23 protein-coding genes are annotated in these 26,168 nt (G+C 51.8%); 6 read left to right on the forward strand and 17 right to left on the reverse strand.

Annotated features, from left to right (window positions below; all coding sequences use genetic code 11):
* Window positions 1-195: 195 nt before the first annotated feature.
* Window positions 196-1,062, forward strand: coding sequence for an ArdC family protein (locus CLH62_RS20110; protein WP_099619974.1), 867 nt, complete (start codon window positions 196-198; stop codon window positions 1,060-1,062).
* Between the two features lie 87 nt (window positions 1,063-1,149).
* Here the strand turns inward: CLH62_RS20110 and CLH62_RS20115 are convergent, their stop codons facing one another.
* On the reverse strand, window positions 1,150-1,431 hold the full coding sequence (locus tag CLH62_RS20115) for a hypothetical protein (RefSeq protein ID WP_099619975.1): 282 nt from the start codon (window positions 1,429-1,431) through the stop codon (window positions 1,150-1,152).
* A gap of 303 nt (window positions 1,432-1,734) precedes the next feature.
* Between CLH62_RS20115 and CLH62_RS20120 the strand changes: the two genes are divergently transcribed.
* From CLH62_RS20120 to CLH62_RS20140, 5 genes are read left to right on the forward strand one after another with little or no spacing between them, the layout of a single operon-like run.
* Window positions 1,735-2,016 carry a hypothetical protein gene (locus CLH62_RS20120; protein WP_091643682.1) on the forward strand — a complete coding sequence of 94 codons (282 nt, stop codon included), beginning with the start codon at window positions 1,735-1,737 and terminating at the stop codon, window positions 2,014-2,016.
* Window positions 2,017-3,852, forward strand: coding sequence for a type IV conjugative transfer system coupling protein TraD (gene traD, locus CLH62_RS20125; protein ID WP_099619976.1), 1,836 nt, complete (start codon window positions 2,017-2,019; stop codon window positions 3,850-3,852).
* The gene (mobF, locus tag CLH62_RS20130) at window positions 3,852-6,641 is read left to right on the forward strand and encodes a MobF family relaxase (protein WP_099619977.1); all 2,790 of its coding nucleotides are present in this window, start codon (window positions 3,852-3,854) and stop codon (window positions 6,639-6,641) included. Before traD ends, mobF begins: the two co-directional genes overlap by 1 nt.
* A gap of 14 nt (window positions 6,642-6,655) precedes the next feature.
* Complete coding sequence (locus tag CLH62_RS20135) at window positions 6,656-7,117, forward strand: hypothetical protein (protein ID WP_099619978.1); 462 nt, start codon at window positions 6,656-6,658, stop codon at window positions 7,115-7,117.
* Window positions 7,118-7,122: 5 nt separating this feature from the next.
* Window positions 7,123-7,476: a hypothetical protein gene (locus CLH62_RS20140; protein WP_143752392.1), complete on the forward strand. Its 354-nt coding sequence runs from the start codon at window positions 7,123-7,125 to the stop codon at window positions 7,474-7,476.
* Here CLH62_RS20140 and CLH62_RS20145 read toward each other — a convergent pair whose 3' ends face one another.
* From CLH62_RS20145 to CLH62_RS20220, 16 genes are all read right to left on the reverse strand, one after another.
* On the reverse strand, window positions 7,477-8,460 hold the full coding sequence (locus CLH62_RS20145) for a S49 family peptidase (RefSeq protein WP_099619980.1): 984 nt from the start codon (window positions 8,458-8,460) through the stop codon (window positions 7,477-7,479). It lies immediately after the preceding gene.
* A gap of 4 nt (window positions 8,461-8,464) precedes the next feature.
* Complete coding sequence (locus CLH62_RS20150; protein ID WP_170005833.1) at window positions 8,465-8,893, reverse strand: lytic transglycosylase domain-containing protein; 429 nt, start codon at window positions 8,891-8,893, stop codon at window positions 8,465-8,467.
* A complete protein-coding gene (locus tag CLH62_RS20155) occupies window positions 8,880-12,170 on the reverse strand; it encodes a conjugal transfer protein TraG N-terminal domain-containing protein (RefSeq protein WP_099619982.1) in 3,291 nt (1,096 codons plus the stop codon). The genes CLH62_RS20150 and CLH62_RS20155 overlap by 14 nt, the downstream gene beginning before the upstream one ends.
* A complete protein-coding gene (locus CLH62_RS20160; protein ID WP_099619983.1) occupies window positions 12,167-13,546 on the reverse strand; it encodes a conjugal transfer protein TraH in 1,380 nt (459 codons plus the stop codon). Before CLH62_RS20160 ends, CLH62_RS20155 begins: the two co-directional genes overlap by 4 nt.
* On the reverse strand, window positions 13,546-14,376 hold the full coding sequence (locus tag CLH62_RS20165; RefSeq protein ID WP_091643658.1) for a conjugal transfer protein TraF: 831 nt from the start codon (window positions 14,374-14,376) through the stop codon (window positions 13,546-13,548). The genes CLH62_RS20160 and CLH62_RS20165 overlap by 1 nt, the downstream gene beginning before the upstream one ends.
* Window positions 14,377-14,387: 11 nt before the next feature.
* Window positions 14,388-14,855, reverse strand: coding sequence for a S26 family signal peptidase (locus CLH62_RS20170; RefSeq protein ID WP_091643655.1), 468 nt, complete (start codon window positions 14,853-14,855; stop codon window positions 14,388-14,390).
* Window positions 14,845-15,612, reverse strand: a complete 768-nt coding sequence (locus CLH62_RS20175) for a type-F conjugative transfer system pilin assembly protein TrbC (RefSeq protein ID WP_143071169.1) — start codon at window positions 15,610-15,612, stop codon at window positions 14,845-14,847. The genes CLH62_RS20170 and CLH62_RS20175 overlap by 11 nt, the downstream gene beginning before the upstream one ends.
* The gene (locus CLH62_RS20180) at window positions 15,599-16,585 is read right to left on the reverse strand and encodes a TraU family protein (protein ID WP_211285862.1); all 987 of its coding nucleotides are present in this window, start codon (window positions 16,583-16,585) and stop codon (window positions 15,599-15,601) included. Before CLH62_RS20180 ends, CLH62_RS20175 begins: the two co-directional genes overlap by 14 nt.
* A 72-nt stretch (window positions 16,586-16,657) precedes the next feature.
* Window positions 16,658-17,236, reverse strand: a complete 579-nt coding sequence (locus CLH62_RS20185; RefSeq protein WP_091643649.1) for a hypothetical protein — start codon at window positions 17,234-17,236, stop codon at window positions 16,658-16,660.
* Complete coding sequence (gene traN, locus CLH62_RS20190; protein ID WP_091643647.1) at window positions 17,202-18,674, reverse strand: conjugal transfer protein TraN; 1,473 nt, start codon at window positions 18,672-18,674, stop codon at window positions 17,202-17,204. The genes CLH62_RS20185 and traN overlap by 35 nt, the downstream gene beginning before the upstream one ends.
* The gene (locus CLH62_RS20195) at window positions 18,644-20,578 is read right to left on the reverse strand and encodes a conjugal transfer protein TraN (RefSeq protein ID WP_099619984.1); all 1,935 of its coding nucleotides are present in this window, start codon (window positions 20,576-20,578) and stop codon (window positions 18,644-18,646) included. Before CLH62_RS20195 ends, traN begins: the two co-directional genes overlap by 31 nt.
* A complete protein-coding gene (locus tag CLH62_RS20200) occupies window positions 20,578-23,079 on the reverse strand; it encodes a TraC family protein (protein ID WP_099619985.1) in 2,502 nt (833 codons plus the stop codon). Before CLH62_RS20200 ends, CLH62_RS20195 begins: the two co-directional genes overlap by 1 nt.
* Window positions 23,076-23,666, reverse strand: a complete 591-nt coding sequence (locus CLH62_RS20205) for a TraV family lipoprotein (RefSeq protein WP_091643639.1) — start codon at window positions 23,664-23,666, stop codon at window positions 23,076-23,078. The genes CLH62_RS20200 and CLH62_RS20205 overlap by 4 nt, the downstream gene beginning before the upstream one ends.
* Window positions 23,666-24,841, reverse strand: a complete 1,176-nt coding sequence (locus tag CLH62_RS20210; protein WP_091643636.1) for a TraB/VirB10 family protein — start codon at window positions 24,839-24,841, stop codon at window positions 23,666-23,668. Before CLH62_RS20210 ends, CLH62_RS20205 begins: the two co-directional genes overlap by 1 nt.
* Window positions 24,841-25,593: a TraK domain-containing protein gene (locus tag CLH62_RS20215; protein ID WP_091643634.1), complete on the reverse strand. Its 753-nt coding sequence runs from the start codon at window positions 25,591-25,593 to the stop codon at window positions 24,841-24,843. The genes CLH62_RS20210 and CLH62_RS20215 overlap by 1 nt, the downstream gene beginning before the upstream one ends.
* Window positions 25,586-26,167, reverse strand: a complete 582-nt coding sequence (locus CLH62_RS20220; protein ID WP_091643631.1) for a TraE/TraK family type IV conjugative transfer system protein — start codon at window positions 26,165-26,167, stop codon at window positions 25,586-25,588. Before CLH62_RS20220 ends, CLH62_RS20215 begins: the two co-directional genes overlap by 8 nt.
* Window position 26,168: the final 1 nt, after the last annotated feature.

Raw genomic sequence — 26,168 nt, forward strand, 5'->3', positions numbered from 1 at the left:
CACACTGCAAAAGACAAGTCTGGCGTTAGACGAAGATGCACAAAGAGAGCTGATTTATATGGGTTTTTATTCTTTGAAAGGTATACAAAGCGATTGACAAGCAGGGCAGGAAAACCGATAATAGTCACATGGTCAGCGGGGTGCTGGCCTCCGGGTTCGCCGCCGGTTATCGAGGCGAGTTAGGAGATTCCCACCATGGCAAAGCGCGACCTCTATCAAGAAATCACTTCAGAATTTTTGGCAGCCCTGAAAGAAGGTGTTAAGCCCTGGGTTTGTCCATGGACATCAAACGGATCTTTTGCGATGCCGGTAAACGGTACGACTGGCAAGCCGTACAACGGTATGAACGTTCTTCTGTTAGCCATGCGCGCACGCGCTGAAGGCTACCGATCAAACCAGTGGATGACCTTCCAGCAGGGCAAGCAGCAAGGCGCTTTTGTCCGTAAAGGTGAGAAGGGCACAACCTGTATTTTCTTTAAGCCGATGGAGAAAGAGAACAGCGACACCGGCGAGAAAGAATCCTATGCCGTGATGAAGGCTTTCACGGTATTCAATCGCGAACAGTTTGAAGGCTTTGAAACACCTGAGGTTGAGCCGACCTGGGCTCCCATCGAAGATGCAGAAGCGATCTGTGAGGCGTTTCCGATCGAGACTCGCCATGGTGGCGATCAGGCCTGCTATATCCCAAGCCTCGACATCATTAGAATGCCAACCCGTGAACAGTTCGCTAAGGGCGAGGATTACTATTGCACGCGCCTGCATGAAATGGTTCACGCGACTGGTCACAAAAGCCGCCTGAATCGGGAATTGGTCGGTAAGTTTGGCTCTGACGCGTACGCCTTTGAGGAGCTGGTCGCCGAGTTGGGTAGCTGGATGATGTGCAGCCGGATTGGTCTACAGGGTGATTTGCAGCACAAGAGCTATCTGGCGCACTGGATCCGAATCCTGGACTTTGACAAGAAAGCCCTTTTCAAAGCGGCCACGTTGGCACAGAAGGCACACGATTTGTGTTTTGAGTACCTGGCAGCCCATGAAAGCGAAAGGGAGGACCAAGCCGCCTGAGAGGGCAAACAATGAAGGGCCGCGAGGCCCTTTTTTTGTGTCTGGATTTTGAGCTGGGCGTGGCCACCTGGACGGCGGCCACGCCGATCAAAGCGTTTCCGTCGATTGCTCAGTGTTAGAGGATCCGAACGCGTTGTTCGACTCTTTCTCCACCGTCTTCTTTAACCTGGTTAATTCCTTCTCACCTTTGTCGACAGCTTCCTCAATGGCGTCTCTGATCAAAACAGAAAGATCAAACGATAGTTCGTCGTCAATTTCCTGGATCTGATCGCGTAGCTTATCGGCTCGGAGTTTGAGCGAGCGTGGCACCTTGGCTGAGACGGTTACCGTATCCTCGCGTGACTTAATAAATACTGACTGCTTTGCCATTTCGAACTCTCCTGGTCTACCTGTGGTTTACCGTTGGTTTACTGATAAAGATCCCGGTGCCTAAAACACCAGGATGGAGCAGGGGATTGGACCTCAGCGACGCGGTCGCCTTGGTTTCGTCACACCCTACGCAGCTGACGCTGCTTTACTCTATCCCTTGTGGCACAAGGGCTAGAGCGCATACGCCCTGTGGGCGATGCGGTATGCGCCTCCGAGTACGGGCCCTGATTTCAGTAGTGCTGGCGCGCATACGCTCTTTATACTAGTATATGAATAAATATAAAGCTATAAGGAGCCATAGCCGTGAGAGCTGTTTCAATTCGGGTGTCGGAAGAAACGATCGCATTCGTTAAACAGGAAACGAAAAAACGAGGGATCGCCACTGAGGCGGAAATGTGGCGCATCTTGATTGAGCGGGGTGTCGCTGCCAGCGAGGGTACCCAGGCGCAGATCGACGCGCTTATAAAGATTGGGGTCCAATCCCTATGTCTTACACAGAGGTTCGCGGGTGCTCAAAACGAAAGCTTGATTGCTGAGGCGCGAGAGGATGCTCGCTCAATGCTTGATCGGATGGGGATGATCTAGATGAGTATTTTCAGGGGCTCCAACATCGGTAACTTCACGCGCGGTGGTCAGACAACCATCCATTACTTGCGCATGATCTGGCAGGTTGTCGTCCAATTCTCCAGGCTCTGTTTGATCTTATTTGTACTGGCGATTGCGACGACCTATTGGGTCAAAACGACGCCCCTTGAGCGCTCATTGGCAGTCGGTTACATCGAAGCCTATGTGAAATATGAAGGGCTGAAGATTGACGATGCGACCGTATCTGTTACCTACCCCGACGGTCGTAGCCGGACTATTCCGGCGGTGGGTTTCCTGCGGAACCAGGAAATTCATCGAGTGCTAGATCGAAGCACACATGCTCTGGCCTTTGGTGTGGTGTTTGGGTTTCTGGCATTGGCGGTTTTTGGTTTTGTGGCCTGGCGATTCCTCAATAGCACTGGTGAGGACTTTGCCAACGAGGAATTTGTTCGTGGCGGGAAGCTAGTCGATTCAAAGGAGCTGACAAAAGCGATAAAGCGCACGACGAAAACAGGCGGAATGACCGTCGCGAATATACCGATCCCCAAGGATTCAGAGCCGGCTCACTTTTTGATTGTGGGTGCGCCAGGGACAGGCAAATCTGTCACCTATAAAGAAATGGCGGAGGTTATTCGGAAACGGGGTGAGCGTGCGATTTTCTACGACCCATCCGGCGAAATGGTCGAGAACTTCTATCGCGAAGGGCATGACGTGATCTTGAGTCCGTTTGACGCCAGGGGGCGTGCTTGGGACATCTGGACCGAGTGTAAAGAGGATTATGAGTTTGATCAGCTGGCGACCTCGTTCATTCCTGATCAGAAGTCTAACGATCCTTTCTGGGCTACCGCCGCGCGGATTGTTTTTGCAGCTATGGCTCGAAAGCTGGCAACCCATCCCCAGCGATCAAATAAGTTGCTAGTGGACAAAATCCTGAATGCCGATATGGAGGAAATTATCGGCTTTTTGAAAGGCACAGAAGGCGCGTCAATTCTGTCTGAAGGTGCTGAGAAAATGGCGTCATCCGTTCGAGCGGTTATGGCCACTTACATCAGACCGCTGAAGTACCTCCAGGATAATGGGCCGACGTTTTCTATCAAGGAATGGGTGCGCAACGACGATGGTGATCAGTGGGTCTTTATCACTCGAAAAGACGACCAAAAGGACGTTGTTAAGCCGCTAATAACCGCGTGGTTGGATACTGCATCATCTGCGATTTTGAGTATGGAACCATGCAGGGACCGGAGGATCTGGTTGCTGATCGATGAGCTGCCAAGCTTGAACAGGCTTCCCACGATTACGGACACACTGGCGCAGTCCAGGAAGTTCGGTGGATGCGGGGTATTGGGAGTCCAGAGCTACCCCCAATTGGTGTCGATCTATGGTCGCGACGAAGCCGACACACTGGCCGGCATGTGTTCGACCTGGGCTGTATTTCGGTTCAACGAAGAGCGATCGGCCAAGTGGGCCAGTCTTGGTTTAGGAAGCATCGAACAATTGGAGACTAATGAAGGCATTTCTTACGGCGTAAATGACATTCGTGATGGTGTTTCGTTGAATCGTCAGCGTCATGTTCGTCCCATTGTTCTGCCCACTGAGATCCAGTTTTTGCCAGATCTGGTGGGCTATTTAAAGCTTGGGCGTTCGTTCCCGGTGGCACAGTTCAAACTTAAGCGAAAGCCGCTGAAGAAAATTGCCGAGGGCTTCATCCACCGCGATTTGAAGGGTGATCTGCTTGAAGCGGTCGAAGCCGCTCCGGAGGCGAAGGATGGGAATTCAGAGGCGACTGCACCTGTTGAGTCGAAGAAAAATGATTACGTCGACGGAGCGCTGTTCTGATGTTGTCGATTAAGGCGCTCGGGAGCGCGAAACAGGCTGGTTCCTATTACAAGGATGCGGATTACTACGGCAAAAATGAAAACGGCGAGAAAGAGGTAATTCCCAGCGAATGGGTAGGTAAGGGTGCCGCCTTAATGGGCCTGGAAGGGCCGGTGGACATTAAGGTATTTCAGCAAGCATTGGAGGGCCGGTTGCCAACTGGAGACACGCTGGGGCGGTCGGACGGGAAAGGTGGCTTGGAACATAAACCAGGTTGGGATTTTACGTTTTCAGCTCCTAAATCCGTTTCGATTATGGCGCTGATGGGAGGTGATGAGCGCCTGATGGCCGCTCATAAAGAAGCGGTCAAATCGGCTGTCGGTTACATAGAAGATAGGCTGGTTGGAGCCCGGAATACCTCAGAAGGGGTTTCGCAGTTTGTACGCACTGAAAACCTCGCTGCGGCGACATTTACGCACACGACCAGTAGGGCGCTGGATCCTCAATTGCATACGCATAGCGTGATACTGAACGCTACGCTGAGGAATGATGGTCAGTGGCGATCCATCGAAAGCAGGAAAATGTACGATCCAAATGTGGCTGCAGGACAGGTGTACCGATCTGAACTTGCCATGAAAGCCCAGGAGCTCGGTTACACAATTGAGCGCGGCAAGAACGGCACATTTGAGCTTCAAGAGGTGTCTCAGGAGCTTCGAGATCTTTATTCCAAGCGGCGAAAGGATATTGAGGCTGCCGCAAAGGAAAGGGGTCTGGAGGGTGCCAAAGCCATGGATAGGGCATCATTAATGACGCGCGATTCGAAGCAGTCGACGACAGAAGATGTATTGCAGGAACGGTGGCGGAGCGAGCTTCAAGAAGCTCGTTTGACGGTTCCTACCATCCCCGAGGCGCGGCCAAGTGCTGAAAGGGACAGTCCTGACCGCGCTAAAGACGACGCGATTTTTGCTTATAAGAAATTGGCGGAACGTGAGGCCGTTTTCTCAGAAGGTGAACTGGTCAAGATGACCCTTGCGTGGGGCGTAGGCAACCACAGTATTAAGGACGTAGAACAGGCAGTACGCAGCCTCAAGCAGGAAAAAGTCCTGCTTCACGCCACTGGGGTTTCGCGAGATGAGGCGTATCTCACCACCCCCCAAGCTCTAAAGAAAGAGCGGTATATCGTAGATCTGGTGAAGACTGGCCAAAATGAATTAAAGCCGATATCCGGCAAAGGAGCGGTCAAGGAATACGGACAATCTTTGGGTTTCACCAGGGGTCAGATGGAGGGTGCAACAACCATCTTGAATGGGAAAGATAGGGTCGTTGGCGTTCAAGGTTATGCCGGTACTGGTAAGACCTACATGCTATCTGCGGTGCGCGAGGTCGCAGAGGGGAAGGGATACTCGGTCCGTGGTTTTGCCCCAACAGGATCTGCAAGCGATTCGCTAATGGAAGGCTCTGGGATTCGGAGTCAAACGCTTGCCAGCCACCTCTACGCATTGGCGCGGGAAGAGGAAGGGAAGGGCGGAAAGGGACTGGATCAGAAGAAGCTCTGGATTGTCGATGAAGGCTCTCTGGTAAACGCTAATCAAATGGCTGATCTGCTCACCTACGCTCGAAAGGAAGGTGCCCGAGTTGCGTTGGTTGGTGACCACGCGCAGATCGGTTCAGTTGAGTGGGGTAAACCGTTCGCGCAGCTCGTAAGAGGCGGCATGAAGACGGCTCAGATGACTGAAATCCAGCGGCAGAAGAACAATCCGATTCTTCTGCAAGCAGTGAAAGATGCGATGGTTGGTCAAGTTGCTAAAGCAATGAAGAACGTCGCGGGGCGGATTCACGAAGACCCGAATCGTGAAACTTTGGTGACACGAGTGATTGATGACTATGCCGGTATGACCGCCAGGGACCGCTCAGACACACTTTTGATGGTTCCGGATAATGAAACGCGGGCTGTTGTGAATCAGGGCATCCGAGAGAAGCTGCAACAATCTGGCGACCTGAAGAAAGATAAAGCCGAATTAAAGGCGTTGGTGAGTCTGGGGCTTACAAGGGTAGAAAAAGGAAGTTCACGGGGCTACCAGAAAGGTGATTTGGTTCAGTTTGCGAGGGATTTTAAAACCATTGGGGTTGAACGAAATGAATTGGTCAAAGTCCTTCGTGTTGACGGCGAAAAGGTAAGATTTGCTAACAAGGACGGTCAGGAAGTTGAGTGGCGACCTGATAAAGTTGCTGGTCGTGCCAAGCATGGGGTCGAGGTTTATCGTGAAGAAGATAAGCGCCTGGCAGAGGGTGATCGCATAAGGTGGACCAAGACTGACAAGGACCGGGATCTTAAGAACGGTGCAAAGGGGGAAATTGAGCGGATCGATGGGTCAACGGCCATAATAAAATTTCAGGATGGGCGTCGAATCTCGCTGGACCTGAAAGAGGATAAACATTGGGACCATGCTTATGCCTCAACAATTGTTTCTGCCCAGGGACAGACCTACAGATCCGCAATGGCATTGGCAGAAAGTTGGCGGCGCAACCTCGTTAATCAGAAATCATTCTATGTTGGATTGTCCAGGGCTAAAGAAGATGCTCGGATTTATACCGACGATAGAGCCAAGCTCACAAAAGGTATTGAAGAGCGTACCGGCGAGAAAACGAGTGCCTTGGAAGGTCGCAACGTGAGCGTCGAGAAAATGTTTGCTGCTGATGGCCTGGTGAAAGAAACCAGGATGGAGAAGGTTACTCAAAAGGTTAAGGAAATCGTGGACAAGGCGTTGGGGCGCGAAAAAGGTGGACCGGCGAAAGACTTGTCCTTATAAAAAAGGAGCTTGTCATGCTTTACACATTAGGTTTTATGAAATGCGTTATCGCGCCCACCTTTGGTATGGCGCTGTGGGCTTGGTTCGTTTACGACGGAACTATCATGCCGGAGCTTTACATGGAAGATGCTGCCATATTGGGAGTTTTTCTTGCTGTTCCGGCGGCACTCGCATTTGCCGTCTTTTGTCATTATACGAGGGGTGTAATCAGGGCCGCAGGCGTAATAGCCGTAGCGATTTTGACCTTTTGGCTAACGCCAAGTGGTCTCGAAGCTCAAACCCCCGAGTGGGAAGTTATGGGGCGCCAGATTATTCTGCCCTTACCTTTTATGGTGGTCGGTACTCTTTTTATCGGGGTTTGCCTCTGGCCTGTGATTTATGCCCGAGAAATCTATGAGATTAAAGGCGATGTTCTAAGGGGAGTTGTTCAGGTTGCGCTCGAAGATTCTAACAAGAAGGACCTCAGAAATAGGTGATTGAAATGTTGAAAGGAATTGTAGGTTTCGGCTGCGGGCTTGCTTTGATTTTGAGCTCCCCCATCGTTTGGAGTGAGCAAAACGTTTACGACATACAGACAATAAAAGAGGTGACTAGCGTTTCCAAGATAAACGCAGTCTGTCTGGAAGATCTAACGAAGGGCAATCTGGATTCGGTTAGCATTGAACAACAAGGCCTGTGTTCCTGTGTAAGCTTCCAGCTTGTTCAGACGTTATCGTTCAAAGAATACCGTCAGATTGAGAGAAATATTTTTAGTGGTAATAAACACTGGACCGACACCGAAGCGATCAGCCGCGTCAGGCCTCGCCTACGCGAAGCCTGTAACTGGACAGGTTAGCTAGAGGCGCGGACCATTGATATTGCTCAGTTCGCTACTGATCCGAGAGACGATTGAGTCGGCGATAGATTCGGAAACACTCGGAAGCCTACCGAATAGCCCTGGTTTCAAGCTGTAATCGAGGGCATGTTCTGAGCCAAACTCTTCTTTCAACACTCGATGGTAAGTGGATATTCCGTCAACTAAACCAAGAGATAATGCTTCGGTTCCTGTCCAGTAGTCTCCGCTGAAAAGATCATCAGCCTCTGACAGCTTATCTTTTCTGGATGATCGCACAACGGCAATGAACTGCTGGTGTATTTCATCGAGCACCGATTGAACTTTAAGAAGGTCCTCAGGTTTTGCATCCGTGAAAGGGTCAAGCCTCCTTTTGTTGTCGCCAGCTACGATAGTTCTAGCTGTTACACCAGCCTTCTCCGCAAGATTTTTAAGGCCAAAGGATTGCTGGAAGACGCCGATCGAACCAGTGAGCGTAGCCGGATTCACTAGTATCTTATCGGCAGCAACTGCGACCATATAAGCCCCGCTCGTGAGCATGTCGTCACCTAACACCACCAAGCGCTTGCCAGTTTCCTCTTTAAGTTGCATTAGGTACTGGTGAAGCTTGTGTGACTGAACGGGCGTGCCACCCGGCGAGTTGATCACTAGAAGAACACCCTTAGAATCTTCGTCGTGGAAGGCTTGGTAAAGGTTGTTTTCTAATTCACTAAGTGCTGTAGGTTTTCCTGCCTCTATAGGGCCATTAATTCTTACTAGGGAAACATAGGATTCGCCTTTTGGGATCGTTATGCCTCCAAGAATTCCTCGCGAGTAAAGAATGTTAATTGTGAAAATAGTGACAATGACCAGAATGAATCCAATCGTCCTGAAATTCGCATTGCGTCGAGCTTTCCGGGTCTCTGACATTATGGCGTCGGCAAAGGCCGTCTGCTGACGAGTAAATGCTTCGATAAGCGTTTGTTCGGTGTTTTTTTCCTGGTCCATAGCATCACTCTCCTACATGGTTTAGGGCATCACGGACCTTCGACACATAGTGCCGGCGGGCGCGCTGTACTTTTGGTTTGGTTGAGAATCCTGCGTTATAGGCTCCCACAGCGGCCCAAAGGTCGCCTTTTGTGGTAACGAGGTTTTCGGCAAGGATCCAGGCGCCTACATGGATATTGGTGCAAGGATCGCGAACCAGAACAGGAGCTGTTATTCGGTAGGGCTGCAACCGCTCTAAATGCTGGGAGTTGATCTGCATTAACCCATAATCTCTGGAACCATCGCTGTTGTTGCCGTTTATCGCATCGGTTTTGTTATTACTTTCAACAAGAGCAATTGCTTTCAATAACTTTGCCGGGACCTGGTAGCGACCTGCGGCCTCAGAAAAACATTGATTTATGTCCGCCAATACCGAAGTACTAACGACCAGCATTGCTGCGAGACCTACGATTCGGGGTCTTCTCTTCCTCGCCATCGTTAAGTAGCTCCTTGCCTTCATGTTCAGAAAGTGTTGTGTAGCGGGCATCCGCATCCTCTCCAGCCGCCGAGTAAAGTTTTTGGAAGCCGTCTTGGAAGTGCAGCGCAGCGGCTGTCGCGGCGTCCCTTTCTGGTGTGAGAGAGCCGGGTTGTGTTTCGTAGCTCTCCATGACGTTCCAAGTAGATTCCGCAAGCTTCTCCAAGGCCTGGCGATTCATATTTGCGTCTTCGTGATCAGCGTATGTAATGCCAGCGTTCACCATCGCTGAGGCATGGACAGGAGAAAGATCTTGCAACGGTGTTTGAAGCCCGGCCTGGAAAGCGCCGCCCACACTCACGTTTTCTGAGAGGTTTGAGCTGTTCACTGCATCGATCACGCTAGTAAGCTGATGCAGGAACATTGCTTTGTTGCCTTGTTCGCCATCGCCGGCAAACTTCTGGAATTGGTCGGCAAGGCGGGCTGTATCAGCAGGATCCTTGCTAAGAGCCCAATGCGCCGCGTTGGGGAGCTCGACCCTCTCACCGGTTTCAATTCTGGTGGTGTCAGTTTCGGTGTAACTCCTATCTTTGCGAATGTGGTTGTCAGAGGCGGCGTTGTTACCGGACAGAGCGCTGCTGTGAACGATGTTCCCCTCATTGTCGAGAGCAAGTGTTACCCGAGCCCCATCATCAACCGCGTCGATTTGACGCTGTGTGAACCAGCCGTTTTCGTCATGTGCGCTCTGCATTTCTTCTTTGGACATAGAAAACGAGCCAGCCGAAGCCAGGCGATCGCGAAGAACAAGTTCTTGCATCGACATTCCGGTTCCATCGGACATTAATTCCATTGTGGTGAGGTTTGAAGCGACGGCAGACTGATGGAGTCTTCCAGTGTCCAAGAGGTATTCATACATACCTCCTGGTCTCATCATTCCCTGTTCATAAGTTGCTTGGCCATCTGCTGATCGCTTCATAGTTTCGATTGCTTGAGATACAGCAAGCTGCTGTGGCGTAACTTCATCCAATGCCAGCGCAGTTCCGTGATCAGAAGCAGCGCGCACGGAACCTACTGCCTCATAAATCTGGGATGGAGACTGGCCCGTTTCTGCCATGTAACTCATCATTCCGCGAAGCTCTGACTGATTCATGTTTGCTGAAAATTCTGAGAACTTAACCATCTCGCCGGGATGCCAGTTAGTAGCGCTCAACTTGCCCCACAGGTCAGCATTAGTGGCTGTCGCATAAGCCTCAAAAATTTGTCCTCTCGATAGATCAGGGTGCTGCTCTGCGATACGGTCAAGCATGGTGCCTACACGCTGAGTGTTACCTGTGTTGATTGAAACTGACTGTGCAGTATTAATGGCTTCCTGCTCATTCACAGACATACCAAAGGTCGCGGCAGACTGATTGCGGCCGGAGGCAGCCCCGTGCCTCACCTGGCTTTCTACATTCGAGGTGTTTAGCCCCTGCTTGAATAGAGCTTCAGGGGAGCTATCTCCACCGTTGGATTGGACGGCGCCAGCAACGCCACCCACAACCCCACCGGCTCCATATGCGCCCAATGCTTTACCTGAGGTGATCGGATTGGTGTGGCTAAGATCTGCCATGCCAGACATCGTTTCGAGGCCTCGGTAGTGGCTTTCTGCTTGATTGTGCTCAGAAACAGAGGCGATATTGTTCCACCCGGTCTCGGCCATGAGGTTTGCGGATCCGCGAGCACTCGCAAGCGAATTCAAATGGTTCATGCTTTCTACAGGGGACTGAGCTTTGTTCGCTGCGTCAGAGCCTGCGCCGTCAGCATGCCCCGACCAATTTCCAGCCAGAGACGTCAGGCCATAGGGCGACATCTTGAAGAGCATGGCGGCGATGAAAGCCGAAATGGTGATACCCATGCCGCGGGCTTTTCCAAAAAGAGAAAGCGCCTGGGTTGCACTTTCGGGGGCAAGGAACATTGCGGATAGCCCCATGTTGTGACGCTGAATTTCGTCAACGGCATCGTAGGCCTGGTCGACCGCAATTTGTGCCAAGATCACATCCATGACCCCCCACAGCATTATCCAGCCGAGAAGAGCCACGATAAGCTTCAGGGCCATGGGGAATAGTGGCGTCACAATGAAAAGTGCCAGAATCGGGATCAGTCCCAACACTATGGCGGTAACTGAAGCCCTAATCTTTGGCATCCACTCGTTCGCGCTAACAGCAATTCCAAGTCCGTTGTTGACCATGGACCGGTTGGTTAAGGCGCGGATCCCCGCATCTGGGTTTTCATCAAGCATAACGCTGGCGATTGCATTACTAATGACCACGTTTCTAAGCAATTGCGCAGGTGGGGCGGCTGCGGCTCCAAACACGTTAAGATTCATGTTTTGAATCTTTGTTTCGCACGCTGTTTTTTGTGCGGGTACGGTTATATCAAAGCCGGTTTTCGTACAAACGGAATTCAGGTGCTCATCGTATGTTGGCGCGGCGTTTAGAGCCGGCGCCAGGACATTGTCATAAGCGTCTGAACAACTCATCACTGTGCCGGCCTTGCCTGCGCCAGAGGAATACATGGTCGTAAACATCGCAGGCGATTTCATATCGGCTAACTGGTTCAGCAAGTCGTCCGTGCCGCTTTTAATCTCGGCAAGATCCACTGCGTAGCTGGGAAGGACAAGAGCAAGCTTTGAGCAGTCTTTGAAATACTGTCGGATAGACTTCTGGAGGTAATAATCGGAGGAAAAGGTTTTATCCGACGTTGCGTTGAGCAGGAGCTCGAAGCCAACACCCATTCCCTCTGTCCCGTAGGGATGAGCGGCCGAGGCATCCACAATCTCTTGAACTGCCCGCTCCGCTTTGTTGGTCATACCAGCGACCAAAACAATCAAATCAGGAACGTCTGGCACAGCTTCATAGGCATTTCGGACCGGGTCATACACGTGCACAGTGCCGGTTGGAGTGATCAATGCTTTAAAGACAGCCACGCCAATTAAGGTCGTCATTAACCAGGACAGGCTGAGGCCAGTGGCCGACTGTTGGAAATTAATGATGCCTTTACCGACTGTGAACAAACCACCGAGTAACAGGCCGAGTACCACGGCCACGGCGAATAATGTGGTGTACTGATTATTCGCAAATACCAGTGAAATGCGTTTAAAGGCGTTTACCGTTTCCGTGAAGCCGTCATAGGTATAGAAATCCATATCTAGGGCAAACGCTGTGCTTGGTAGCGCTGCCACGAGGATCAGAGCGATTATCGGAAGTGTGCGCTTCATTGAGTGATGTCCTCTGCATTGCGCCGAAGAACTTCTTCTTGTCGCTTAGCCTGGGCAGCGGTAAATGCGATGTGTGCCATCTGCTCTTGGGTCTTTTTGAGATAGCTGGTTCGCGCGGCCATTCGGAATTGGTAAGCGTCTTTTTTTATTCCGGTTAGATGGTCGGCAACCTCGGCGTAAACTGTTCTGTCGCATTGTGGGCCGGCGGCGCCTGTGCTGTTCATAACCGCGTCGATTTCGCGGATCATGTTGTCGATGGTGTTGTAGAGATCATCGACCATATAAAACGCATAGGCATAGGCGACGACTTCTTCCGTGAGAGCGATCGCCATTGCTTTGTCTCCTAGTGCAATGGAATCGACAATAATTGGCAGGATTGGGATCGGAGAAGAGGTCAGGAACGCCTCATCTGCTGCACTCAAAGCGGTTTTGTTCTCGATTTTGGTGGCGATCGCATTCATCTGATTGCTCACTAGCGCCAGAAGACCGCCTGGAGTCGCTGAATCCGTTTGGCAAACAGGTCCAGCCGCACCGTTGACTTTCTTTTCGGCATTGCCGACAACGAAATCATCGATGCTGGATTCGTCGTTATTGGGGCATGAGCTAATCGGTTCGATGACGGGGGCTTTTACGGCTGCCGTTGCGTTGATCATCACATCACCCACGAATCCGCGCATGGTATCGACGTACTGGAAACCGAATTCGTCAGCGGCATTCTGTAGTAGGGAGCCAGTCTTGAAGATGTTATTGAATTGGGTCGGACAATCGGCAGTAAGCTGCTTGACGTCGACGGATGGCTCCTGGTTGGCTGCTACTTGATTTTCAGTCGTTTCATACCAGCTTGTAACTGACCCAAGTGCGGTGGCCGCCTTGCTATCCAGGGCTTTGAGACGGTTGCTGGCTGCGGTCCCGATAAAATCGCCAACGGGCTCGCCAAGCTTTTTGGCAAATTGGCAATCGTTGATCTGAATACCGTTCAAGTCGTTGATTATTTTTTCGAAACTTTTCATCGTCTCAGAGAGTTCTTTGCTCATCACTTTCATTGCTGTGTCGAAAGCGACGGCAGGAGCTGCCTGAATCATGTTCTGAAGCTTATCGACCAGGTAATCCGGGTCGAGCATCGACATCCCGCCAAGAAAAAGATCAACACCACCACACCCTGCAGATACCCTGGGGGGAGAAATAGTGAGAAGCGGGTCGTTGGACACGTTGAAGCGGGCTGAATAGGAGCCTGCAGAGTAGAAACCGCGCTGCTGGTTCTTGTAGCTTGATGCGCCACTGGACGTGGATGAAGCAAACCAGTCATCCGTCCAGTTTGCGGAGGCCACTGGCGCGGAAAGCGAAAGGATTAGGGTTGGGAGGATAAGCCTTTTCATCAGAACGATTCTCCCTTTGGCGCGCCCGGATCAAAGAATCCACCCTGACGATATTCGGGGGTGAGGAATTGCTCTGGGGATGTCTCGCCTCTCAAATAGCGGATGGCGCGATATGCGTTTGAGGTGATTTTGGTGGCTGATTCCACCCCAACTGCAATTGGCATCCAGCGTTCGCTATTACGCTCGATGAGAATAACCATCGGGGTCACTTGGACATCGAATCGCGCTTGAGCAGATGGGTTTTTGTTTATATTTACTTCAGTAGTTTCAAGCCCGGTGCGATCTGACACTAACTTGAGAATGTTTCTTTGAGGCGAGCAGTACGGGCACTCTTCAGTCGAGAAAAGTGCTAGGGCATATTTGCCCCTGAAGTTTTCTAGGTATTGAGCCTGGTTATTGGCGCGCTGCTGAAGTTCCGCTTTTCGGCCTGGGGAAGTAATCGGGTATTGTGATGCACCGCTGAGAGTTGGATTTTGCAGCATGACCATGTTGGACACGGCCGTAAATCCGGCAGCCTTGCGGCGCACGACATCCTGAATTCGATAATAAGCAAGTACACTCTCCGGAGTTCTAAGCCAAACAGCTTCCTTCAGGTAGTTTTCGAGCATGGCTTTTAAGTCATCCGGGTGCATATCCATCATCTCCGCTGCCGGTGGCGGTGGAGGAAGTGGTTGCCTCTCCTTCTTATCGGGATCTTCTTCGCTAGAAGGCTTAACCGGTTCTTCATACCAGTGATACCCCTTGATCTGAGTATCCTGGTTCGGCTGCTGGATGGCGTTTGCCTGTGAGGCAGCAAGAGCGAGCAAGAGCAGTGTCAGTACAAATTTCATGGGTTGGCTCCTTAAAAGATCGCTTTGAGGCGCTTGGTTTTGGAGACGTCCACAAAACCCCAATACCGTGAGTCGAAAGAATCGGGATGCGATCCATAGGCCCAAGCTTTGCCGGCAGGTACTACTCCCGAATAGGAAAATAGGGGTAAAGGATCGCCTTTGAGCGTTTCAGTCTTGGCGCGCCCCAGAGACTCTCCATCGCAAAAAAACTCAAGATCCTTTTGGGTTATTGTTTGACCCTCCCAGCACATGAGCCTTTTGCTGATTAACACAGGTTCATGGCCCGCCAATTCATGAGAAAGCTCGAATGTCGCATAGTCGCCTGGCCCGGCAATGGCGTCGGTTTCCCAAAAAATTCTGTGATCGACAGACTCAGAGACCGTGATATTGAGGTGGTCTGAAACGAAGGAGATTGCAAAGGCAAGAGGCGCCCCTACAAGCAAAGTGAGAAGGACATTTTTCACTTTATTATTGAGCATTTGGGTTCTCCAGCTTGGCAAGAATGGATTCGGCCGGTGCGCCGCCGGTCATCGTGGTTAAGCGTTTCAGGAGACTTTGTAGGCTTGAATCCCCGTAAACCACGGGCAGTCGCATTCCGGGGGTTGCAGCGCCTTTCTCGCAATAACTTTGAAAATCAAAGTTCTGCTCAACGACCAGGGCGGGGACTTTGGTGATGTTGTGATTCCTGAATTGGATGGGATCGATGACGACATCAAGCCCTCGCATTGCGCACTTTGGCCCCTCACACGTCGGGTTCTTGCGAAGAACCTTGGCCATGAATTCCATGGTGGGCTGTGTTTTCTTGAGACCACCGATCATGCCGCGCATCACCATCACACCACCGACCTTTTCGAGATCCCTGGCGTAATTCCGCAAGGTGATTTCCGGAATGGAGCTTGAGACGAATAGCAGGGCGCGGGAGCCAGTTGCTTTAGGGTCTGGGTTTTCAGGATCGCCAGCATCGAGGCCAGCATCGGCCCGAAGCAGACTGAGAAATTCATTCTTTCGGGCTTGCCATTGGTCGCTGTTCACCTCCTGCATGACTTCGGAGACGCGGGCCTTCATCGCCGGTGAATCCATCACCCGTTCTTTGGCCTGTTTCGCGATCGCCAGGTATTCCTCCGGCACGTTGATCTGATCGGGAAGTGTGGGAATGGCATCCGATTCCGCAGAGGCTAATGGGCTCATTAGACAGAGGGTTAGGGCAAACCCCAGGTTACTTTTAATAAGAAACACAGCAGTTGAGCCTCCTAAACACCATCCATGAAAAATTGTCACCGCCTGCGGGGGGGTGCTTGAAATGGCTCCACAACAAACCGGTTTGACCGATCGGCCGGCAGCTATCGTCCCGAACAGGCTTCATCAGTTGCAGCTTGTATTTGTCCTTGGACCAAATGGGAACTGGCGCGGTATAGCAGCCATCTGAGGAGGATTCTTTTAGTAGTCCCATCCGAGCCATGAAGTAGATTCCGCGGGCTGCGATCCCGGCATTCGCCGTCACGTAATCCGTGCCGGTTATTGACCCGGCCAGGGGATAGGCTCCTGACCACGATCCCATACACCAGAAGAGGGAATTAACGGGCCTTCCAACCAAGGCGCCAGAGGAATCCGCAGCGCACGCCAGTTGAGCGACCGGGTTGGCGAACAGCAACGACTCGGGGTGAATCATCAGCGAGAGAATTTCGTTGTTCCAGGTAGGGATGAGTTCAGTCATCATCGCTACGTCGAATTCTCGCTCTGCTATGCAGGGGATGTCATAGAACAGCCCCAAGATGCTAAATGCGGGAAAGAAGTAGTAATGCATCTGCTGGAAGGTTTTGGACTGACCATCTTCCTGCATGTGCGATCCGCCCAGTTTCCCGCCGGTGTTCATCAACTTGAATCCGAGAGGCATCATGCAGTAGGGATCTGAAACGGTATCAATGAGCCGTGCGGGCTCCCACATAGAAATACCAATGCCGTATCGATTGATCGCTCCTGAATTACAGCTGCAGAGCACGGAAGGGGAGTCAGCACCAGGATCGGGCATTCCTGAATCGCCTTTACCGATGCTCAGCCCGCCAATGCGAATCGGGAAGATGCACTGCCAAGAGACGTCCGTAACAGGATTCAGGACGCCAGAGGGGCATTTGGACGCGAGGGCTGATTGAGGGGCCGTGTAAGCCCCTATCAGTGTTAAAAGAAGCAAGATTGCTCGAATACTCATCATGGCTAGAAACGTCCGGGAATTTCCCTAAGTTTAGCCTAACAATATATGTGAGTATATAGCACTATATGAAAATTAGAGATTGATTGAGTGTTCTTCGATTCGGAGGGTGCTGCCCTCTTGTGTCACGATCGATGGAACAAACTGCAGTGAGAGTCGGTCGCGAACAGGAGGGGTAAGAATGAAAACAGGGCGCTGCAAAGCCATGGCGATAGCCCGGTAATCACCTGAGGTGATCATGACCATATCCGTGGATTTCAGGTGATCCTGTGCCCAGGCAAGGTCATCTTTTGAGATAAACATAAGCCGCTGGGGAAGACGAACATGCTCCAGGGGATTAAATTGGAATCCCTTTGGATAGATGATTTGCCCATTTTGGTCCTTAACATCGAATTCGGCCGTGTAATAAGGAATGTGGTACCGAATGCGGTCTTCCCGCGCGCGAGGCAGAGACACGGCTTGCGCGGCAGCATTGCGCGCAACACCGTCACTCATCACTGTTTCCCAATCAACTTGAGCCACCTTGCTCTGGATCTCAGTCAGTGCATCCGGTTCAACAATCTCATAGGTGCGCCCAAGAACGTGGGATTCGGCGGCAATCAGGGATCCGGCAAGACAGCTACTGATTACTGTTATAAAAATCCGTAACACCATTAGAAATCTTCCCTTCAATTTGAGTCATGGTGTCTGGTACCAGGTCACCGTAATATTCGCTGAAATCGATCTTAGAAAAGTCGATTGATTGGAACTCCTCGGGTGTCAGCCCGCGACAGTTCGGAGCTTCCGGGGTACCGAAGCCGGCCACAGAGTTGAGCTGCGCTCGGCCTTGTTGATGGATGATGCGACCCATTTTCGAATTGAAACAGCAATACGATTTTGCTTTTTGGACGCACCCAACAAATTCCCATTCTTCCCGGCAGTATTCTCCAATCTCGTAGCAAAACCCTGAGCCATTAAGAACACCCGTTTCCGTAGATGTTTGATCGCAGGACTGTGTGAAGTAGTCGATTACAGCGCCGACCATGGCCGTTGGATCTACGACTACGCCATAGTTTGCCATGACATCCCCAGCCACCGTGGCCGCCGCATTCGCCGCCACCATCGTAGGTGCGCCGGCGGCCAACGCAGCTTCATACTCCGATTTACCCTGCGTAATTGAGTCGTAGACTGAAGTAATCATCTGGGTCGGGGAACCAGAGTCGCCGGTGTCATCCGCAAGCACTTTGCCTGTGTTTTTGCAGCAATTCTGAAACGCGGTAGATACTCCTGCTTTATCACACCTCATTGCTCTACCTGCAAAAATCATCATCTGTCCCAGGCAGGTTCCATCGGCTGCGGTCGTGCCATCGTCCTGATACATTCCAGTATCGATGTCGTCGACCACCGGCACTTGGGTTGCCAGATCAACACAGGCATTGGGGCTGCACTGTTGTTGTCCGGCGGCGTTTTCCATGCAGGAATAGCTGTTACCTAAAGGGCAGGCGTGCTGGGTTTCTAGGGCGCAGGTTTCAGATGTGGTAGAGAAAGAAACTTGTCCGCCTGCTTGTGAGGGGAGGCCCCCAGTGTAATTGTCAGTGATCTGGATTGTGCCGACTAAACCGTTTGCACAGCTTGGGGCGGTCACTAGGTTCACAAGCGTTGTGCCCAGGAAGTTGGTACCGGATAGGCTCGGGGCGTCCCAAGTTGTGGAACCAGTAGCACTGATCGGATTGTTGTTTGTGCAAATGCTGTCGAAATCGAGCGTTGGGATCTGTGCGACCAAGCCAGTGGGGCCTGATGTTACGGCACCAGTCTTGAGATCGAATCCGACCGTGAAGGACCCGAATTGCCGAGCGACTTTTACATCAAAATTCAAAGCAACCGGGTTCGTGCAGACCATTTGTTGACTTGAGCTACAGTCAACGGCGGAAATTGGACATAGCGCTCCCCCGCTTGGCGATTCAAAACATGAAGCCGTCTCACCTGGTTGGCCAAGATCACCATTCATATTGAGATCTTGGCCACAGGACCAGTTGGCCGCATAAACTGAGCCGAGAGGGAGAAAGAGGCTTAAAAGTCCAATTAAAGCGGGTTGGCTGTGCCTGAACTGCATATCGTATCCCTTGATGCTTGGCGAACGGCCTGCAATGTTGCTGCGGCTTCTGCGAATTCATTAAGACATCCACACGACTGAACGACTGTCTCTCCGGGTCCAGCCGGACAAACGCCAGCGGAACACTCGTGGAAGAAGTAATCGAAGGTATTGGGGTCTGTGCGGTTCTCCTGCACGACGCCGTTCTGAACCGCGTCAGTTGCTAAGCGCGGCTTTCTGGTCTTGCATGCCTGTGTGCAGGCAGGCACTGAAACCTCCTCCAGAACAGAAAGGCTTTCTGTCGGCGTCAGAACACTACCGTTAGACTGCTTCAAATAGTCTTGATAGCCAGTGTTCGTGGTGCTGGCTTGAACGTTGTCAGCCCGTTCGAGGGCGTCATCGAAATCGTATGTACCGGTGACCTGACAGCGATATTTGCGCGTTTTTTGCCACCAGGGGCGTGTAGGTGTAAACGAGCAGGTTGAACCATTGATCACTTGGGTGGACGGCAACGGAGTAAGACCGGTATTGACGAAATTCTGATATGTCCAAACCCCGTCCACTTGTTCTTCCATGAGTGTGCATTCAGGGTCACTTTGGTATGCACTACAGCTGTTTGAAATGGTGTCAGGTTTGAGTTTACAGTCGGTATCGACCTTTATTTTTGCGAGCGCGTAGCCTTCGCCATTCCCCGTAACTTCCACTCTAATTTTGAAGTCGACGGGTCCACCCGTCAGATAACTCTTAAAGTCGACATTTGGCGAGCGGACCCAGTTGGTTGAGAGCTCGCAAGCGCCCGGTGGTCGTCCGGTACCTGTCCAGTTTCCGTAGGGGCCATTCCAAAGCAGGTCGGCATCGGCGTAGATCTGCATCCAGTCATCGAATTTTGCGTAGTTGATTTTTGCTTCCAAAATCCGGCTTGGGTCCAAGACATTGAATTGAACCTGGCGCTCATACATTTTGCAGCTACCCGCCCAATAGTTGTCGCCAACTTGCCCTAATGAAAGCTGAAGGCAATCTGGGCCGCATGGAAAAATGTTTCCAGAACCGCCGGCATATTCAATGATGTCGTTCAGTGTGACTTCTTCCACTGGCACGTTCCGGGTTATTTGGCAGCTTTTGATTTGGACAGGGTCCGCTGTAGCGGCCGGAGATGTCGTAATCAAATTAAATTCCGGATCAGCGGCAGAGGCGGAGAAAGCATCGCTGGCGAGGTTACCCGGCGTGCTGTTGTAGGCTTTCAGCATTGGCGAGCCCGCAGCGCAGTCACCGGCCTTCTGTGCGTAAAACTTAATCATCGGTCCGGTCACACCCACTTCGGAAACCGTGAGATAGTCCATTTGCGATGTCAGCGCACCGGTTGCGCCTCCCCCCAAATCATTAAGGACTTTGTCCAAGTTGCTCATAACTAGGCCAGTCCCGCATGAGTTATTCACGCAATAGCACCCGCCCAGCTTGTTTAGGGGAATCGGGGTCATGCCGATTTCGCCTGAGCCGTTCACCACCCAAGACAGTCCCGAGCAGTTGTCCCAGGTCCCTGCGTTACACGAAACAGCTCCGTTTGCACATACACCGGACACCGGAACCCCTGGTGTAAATACCCGATCAATCGTGCCGTCCAGGTCGCTATCTTGAGAGACCGTCAAGGTGCCAATGTCACCGCTGGCCGAGGGTGCAACGAATATTTCCAAAAACTTCTGAGAGCCGCTGCAGCCCAAATTGGCATCGAAGCTCTGGTCATCGAACGTCTTCATGGCGTCGGCAGACATCAGAGGTGTAGTGAAGTTCTGTTGGATGGCTTCGGCGCTTCCGTAGCTGCTTCTAGCATTGCCCACAGTGGTCTCGGCCTCAGTGACGGATGCCGGATCTGCCGATACAAATCCCGGTAAAAGTCCTATGAGGACGAGCAGAATCCAGCGATCCATTAAAGTGGCACTCCGGATAGTTTGGACACCGCCTGAGCTGGCGTCATACCCTGAGCAATCAGTGCGTTATATTTGGCAACCTCCTTGCCGTCGGACGTTGCGATCCAGTGATTCCAGGGATCCACAGACAGCCTGCCGATACCCCGGCCAAACGGCGTATCAAAGAAGATCTCAGAGTATTTGGGTTTGTTGGCTTTTACGGAGGTCAGGAGATCGACAGCCAGGCCCTCGTAGTCGAGAACCCCTTCATCTACAGCCTTCGCGTAGTCCTCGCATTCAAGGTAAAACTTGAATGCAGCGTTATTCTTGATGACCTGTCCGACAGGGCCGAATTTCCGGAGATCCAGCGGACTCTGCGTAACAATGCCAAAGGCCCCGGAGTACTTGCGGGCGCGGCGATAGCCCTCTTCAATCAGGTTGCCGAGTCGGTTGTTCTCCTCCCCCCGGGAATCTGAAAAGTATCGCCAGGCCTCTTCGAACAGCACGAAGCGTTGTTCGGAGCGATCGGAAAGGTAAAGATCCTGGGTGACCGAGTTCATCACCTGCATAATCACCACGTTGAACAGCTCGGCTTGACCTGAAAGCTTTTCAAGCTCCAGGACTACGAAACCATCGTTCGAAATATCGAATCCGCCGGCGCCATTGAAAAAACGCCCGTACACGCCTTTCGTCGTGAAATCGTGCAGGTTGAAGGAGAGTTCGTGAGCCTTGGAGACCGCACTAGGCAGCGGTTCGCCCTGGTCAGAGGCGAGTTTTGGATAAGACTTCAAGTAGTGTTGAACAGCATCGATTCCGTTGACGATGTCGCCGCGGTCTGCAGTCCAACGAACGGCTTCCTTGATCAACGTCCATTCCGTTTCGTGCAGCGCTTGGCGAGAAGCGGAATATGCCATTTCAGCGAGGATGTTGGCGGTGGTCATGAGGTCCGCGTTTCGGTCATCCTCATCCTTGGAGTTGGTGTTGAACGGATTGATCGTGATCCGCTCTTTGCCGAAATCCATAAACCGGCCGCCGACCATATCGCATTGCTTCTGAAGGCTGTAACCAATGTCGGTTACTCGAACCAATGAGCCTGCAGCGTAATAGTTTTTGCAGAGATCGTTGAGCGTGTAGGACTTGCCCGCACCCGAACCGGCGGCAATGAGGAAGTTATGGTTGGGTGCTCGCTTGTCGAACACGTCCATGCCGACCAGCTGCCCTTTGCGCCCGACGTAGAGTAGGGCGGGGTCGCTGGATCCTCGAAAATCGCCTTGAATGGGCATGAAACGAGCCACGGCGCTCAGTGGCGCGTAGAAATGTCGGTCTAGCAAGCCGATGTTTTTATCGATGTCATAGAGACCGAACGGCAATGAGGCAATCAGCATCGGTTTCTCAAGCACCGATTCTTCCTGCATCACGAAATCTTTGGATTCCCAGAGTCGACGGGCGCGCGACACCGAATCAATGCATTCAGCTTCGGTATCTCCGAGGATGACCAAGGATGGAATGATTGTCATAAACCGTTCCGATTCGAGCTTGTCCAGAGCCCAGCTAAACTCCTCAGTTCTTTTCTGAATGGCCTTTGCAAAAGAGCCTGTGCCTTTTTGCGCCATGGTGGCGCTGGCCTTTTGGTGCAGAGAGGTTTTTATGTCTTCGAAAACAATGTTCAGGCTGAAAATAAAAGGCGTGGTTATCTGATCGGGATCATCCGGTGCGCCCATTACGCCACCGGTCAGGGTGTTGGTGGTGAAGGTATCGATGGATTTTGCGTTAACCTTTGGCGTAATCACTCGACCAAAGCGCTTGCCCAAGCGAAAGGGTTTTTCGCCACCTGAGAACTCAATTTTGGTTTCAGCATTGATGATCTGCTTTCGCAGCGGAAGGCGGGAATCAACATTGCCGTTCGGATCGGCGTCGGCATCGTTGAAAAACTGCCGTGCCCAGGCAACTAGATGATTTGCCCCCATCCGCGCTGGCGCAAGATGGGCGGCTTGCAAGGTTTCTTCAGCGATCGACAGCACTTCACTTGATAGAGGTTTCACAGTCTTGATGCAGACAAACGCTCGCCAATTTCGAACGGGAATGCCGTGATAGCACCGCATTCCCTTTGTGCCGGCTTTTAGGAAGCTGGTGTATTGCTCGATGGATTTCTGGAGCAGAGGTGTTCGGCGCTGTTTGTTGCGCGAATAGGCCTGAAGGATGCCGTTCACATTGTGATCAGGCGCCAGCATGATTTGGATCTGGGTTCTTTTCGGGTAGGTGACCGATAAAAACGTTTCTAATTGTTTAAGGTCACGCCCGCCCAAAAAGGTGAGAGGGCAGATCTCGAAAAGGTAGCCGTAGCGGTTATCCAGGGTCTGGAAGGCGCCCAGCTCTTCATCGAAACTTACCCATGGTAAAAAGTCAGAAAATTTGTTTCGGCGAAGCTCTTGCTCAAGGTCCCTGTGCGTGATGCCGCCATTGTCGCCAACGATCAACGACCAGATTCTTGAGAGGGGGCCTACTTTCTCTTCAGCGGTCATTGGTTGCTCCCTTGCACCTGGTCAATCAGAGAGTCAGTAAGCTCCGGCTTCTTATAAAGGTATTGGCCCATAACGAAACGCGGTTCCTCGACAATGCTGTAGACGAATCGGGGCATGTATAGCCGGTTGCGTTTCAGTTCACTGGAGTAGGGAAGAATCATGGTGCGGACTGATCGCGGAGGTTTGATCATAGGCGTCCGAGGCGCCTGAATCATGGTTCCAAGCTGATCATAAACCTGGTCGCGGTAGCCGCTGTATGCTGACTGAGGGGGCGCAAAAGAAGGATCTTCTGTGTGAGAGGGCGTCGGCGCGTCATAGGATGTCGACACAGCGATTGGTTGCTCCTTTACACGCTGGGATCCAGCCAACTTGTTTTTTCGCTCCGCTCTGGCTTGCCGCGCTTGCTCGGACGCCCTGGTCATGTGCGGATACTTTTCTACCCCCGTCACCGCCTCCTCATAAGCATCTTCGACAGAGATACATTTTCCAAAGTTGTCCTGTAGGTTGCAGGAGAACTCGTTTTCATAAGGCACCAGAGAACAGCCGCCCAAGAGGCTAACCGCTAACAGCAGAGTAAATTTTTTCATTAGCCTTTCTCCATAATGCTGAGATCCGTTCCTTTCTGGATGACCACGGTCAGCCTTTTGGCTGCGCCGACCTCAATGATGGGAACGGTTTGTTTTGCGAGATCCAAAAACAGTTTTTGGACGGCTTCAGAGCCAGACTTGAGAGCTTGACCGCCGGCGGATTGAACGATTGAGTCTGTGTCGACGATTTGTGTTGTTCCAAGCGCCGAAGTCGAGGTTGTAGCAGCCGCACCCGCAATGCCGTTTCCTGCTCCCTCGAAGAGGCCTGCGACGATCATCCGCATTACATGAGCGCCCATCTTTGAAACAACTGGACCGGTAAGCCCGCGCACGCCGTCACTGTCAGCGACGAACCCCTGAACTGGCTGATCAATGACCGCTGTTCCATCCAGGCTCATGCAGGAAAGACTGACCAACTGAAGGTTTACACGCTCCTGAGCGAGATTTGCCGTCGCATTGGCGATGACAAAGCAGCCTTTCAGGTTGGCTTTGACACTGTTTGGAAGCACCGCCGGCGCCTGAACCCGAAGCATTACAGGCTCAGGGTTTGCGTCACCTAGTTCCGAAGTAAGGGCACGAATACCAGTCAGCAGAATTGCAGGCATGTGGCTGGGTGGCATGTAGATCGAATTCTTTTTTTTTGAAACTGTCTCCGGTTGAAAGTCGGCACCAGGGGCACGGCCAATACCGCCGACAATTCTCGCTTCAACCGGAATATCGTTGAGGGAGGATTCGGACGCGCTATAACTGGGAACATAGGTTGGAGGCTCCGGATAAGATACTTCGCCTCCGGCTTCCGGGGCTTCGAAGTCGGAAAGGGGATTCACCATTTCCTCTTTTCCGGTTTCTTCACCCTGACCCTGCCGCTTCAAATCGTTCTGAGAGGTCTCAAGCGCCGCAAGCAGAGAGTCATATTGGCGTTGTCGACGCTCCATTTCGGCAAGTGTCTCGCCGACGTGCTTCAAATCCTTGTCTACTTTTGCACGGATGTCGTCTTCCAGGAGATCGGCACCTAGAGATAGGTCTGTCGTTTCAACCTCTTTGACTGGCTCTTTTTCGTCTTGACCGGAGGCATAGTAAACGAACAGCAAGAGAGCGAGGAAACCAGCGGCAATGCTATATTTCCGGTACTTGAGTCTGTCTTCGGCTCCGAGGCCATTCCACCAAGTCTTCATCAGAAGCCCTCCTTAGAGACCACAAACAAACGGCCTACTTGGCCAGGTTCCAAGCTCAGCGGATCCATGGTTACCGCAAAGATCGATTCGCCAATGGCCGAGCTCAGGAAATCCGTCTCGCTGAAGGTGGTCGTGGTGCTGGTTCTGACCAAAAACTCTTTTAAGGAAAGCCCCAACCCATCCACTCGAATAGTCCGGCGCAACGCAAGTTGTGTGTTTGGCTTGCCGGCGGTCATGCGGGACACCCATTCACTGTTCGTGTTTGTGCTGACCGAAAAGCTGTCCGGGATGTCGTCCTCAAGGGCCGCCATAGTCAGATAGACTGCGCGCTCTTCATCGGGAAGGGGAGAGAGCAGTTCCTGGTTGCCTTTGATGCGGTTTTTCGCGCCTGTAGAAAGGCGGATTGTTTGCCCGGGAATGTCCTTTGGAGACACCATTAAGGTGTAAATCTCGCCGGCGCAAACCAGATAGAACTCGGATCGCGCTGAAACATATTCCTGGTGCAGCCCATCATCCTGAATCAGAAATTTGATGAAGCTATTATTCCCGTTGTTCTCAACCACGATCCCTTTCTCTTGAGAGAAAAAAGCATCGTTAATTGCACCGTCGACACAGGTAACTCTGTTGATGTCTCGATTGGACATTTCCACTGGTGTGACAACATCAGGCTTCACTACCTGGGTGTGAGCAAGCGCCGGCAAGCTTACTAACATCACGGCCAGTGCCGCGTTGAAAAATTGTTTATTAAGCATCGTTCGATACCTCCTTGATGCCGGTAAGCCAAAATCTTCCTTGCTCGAATGAATAAGAGATCTGGTAGGTGACGTTTTCCGTGCTGGTCACCGAGTCACCAACAATCCGCTTTTTCACGCCAGCAACGTGAATGGTGTCGTCGCCTACTTTTTTAATGTCTCGATTACCGCGCCATTGAACGACATAGGAGACTGTCGGGTAGCGCTCAATACCATCTGCCAGTCGGGTAAATAGATCGCGATAACGGGAGTATTCGTCGGGGTGAATGAGTGGCAACAACTCATTCAGCTGCCTTCTGGCAGTGGCGGCTGAAAGGTCGCCCGCCATATGAACGATGTAACGACTCATCGAGCGCAAGTAATCATCAGATGCCGTGGATCCTGATATAACGAAGTCGCCTTGCCCACCAATGGGGATAAGGTGAACGCGTTGTTCATCTAGCTTCGATGAAATTGTGGCTGTCTGAAGACCAGCAAAAATCACCACCGCCACAAACCCAAATTTGAGCAGCCGGTTTTCGGCAAAGACATTGCTCGAATCCTGGACAAACAGATTGGAGAAGAGACTTTTCATG

The sequence above is a fragment of the Marinobacter guineae genome (genome assembly GCF_002744735.1).
GTDB classification, from domain to species: Bacteria; Pseudomonadota; Gammaproteobacteria; order Pseudomonadales; family Oleiphilaceae; genus Marinobacter; species Marinobacter guineae.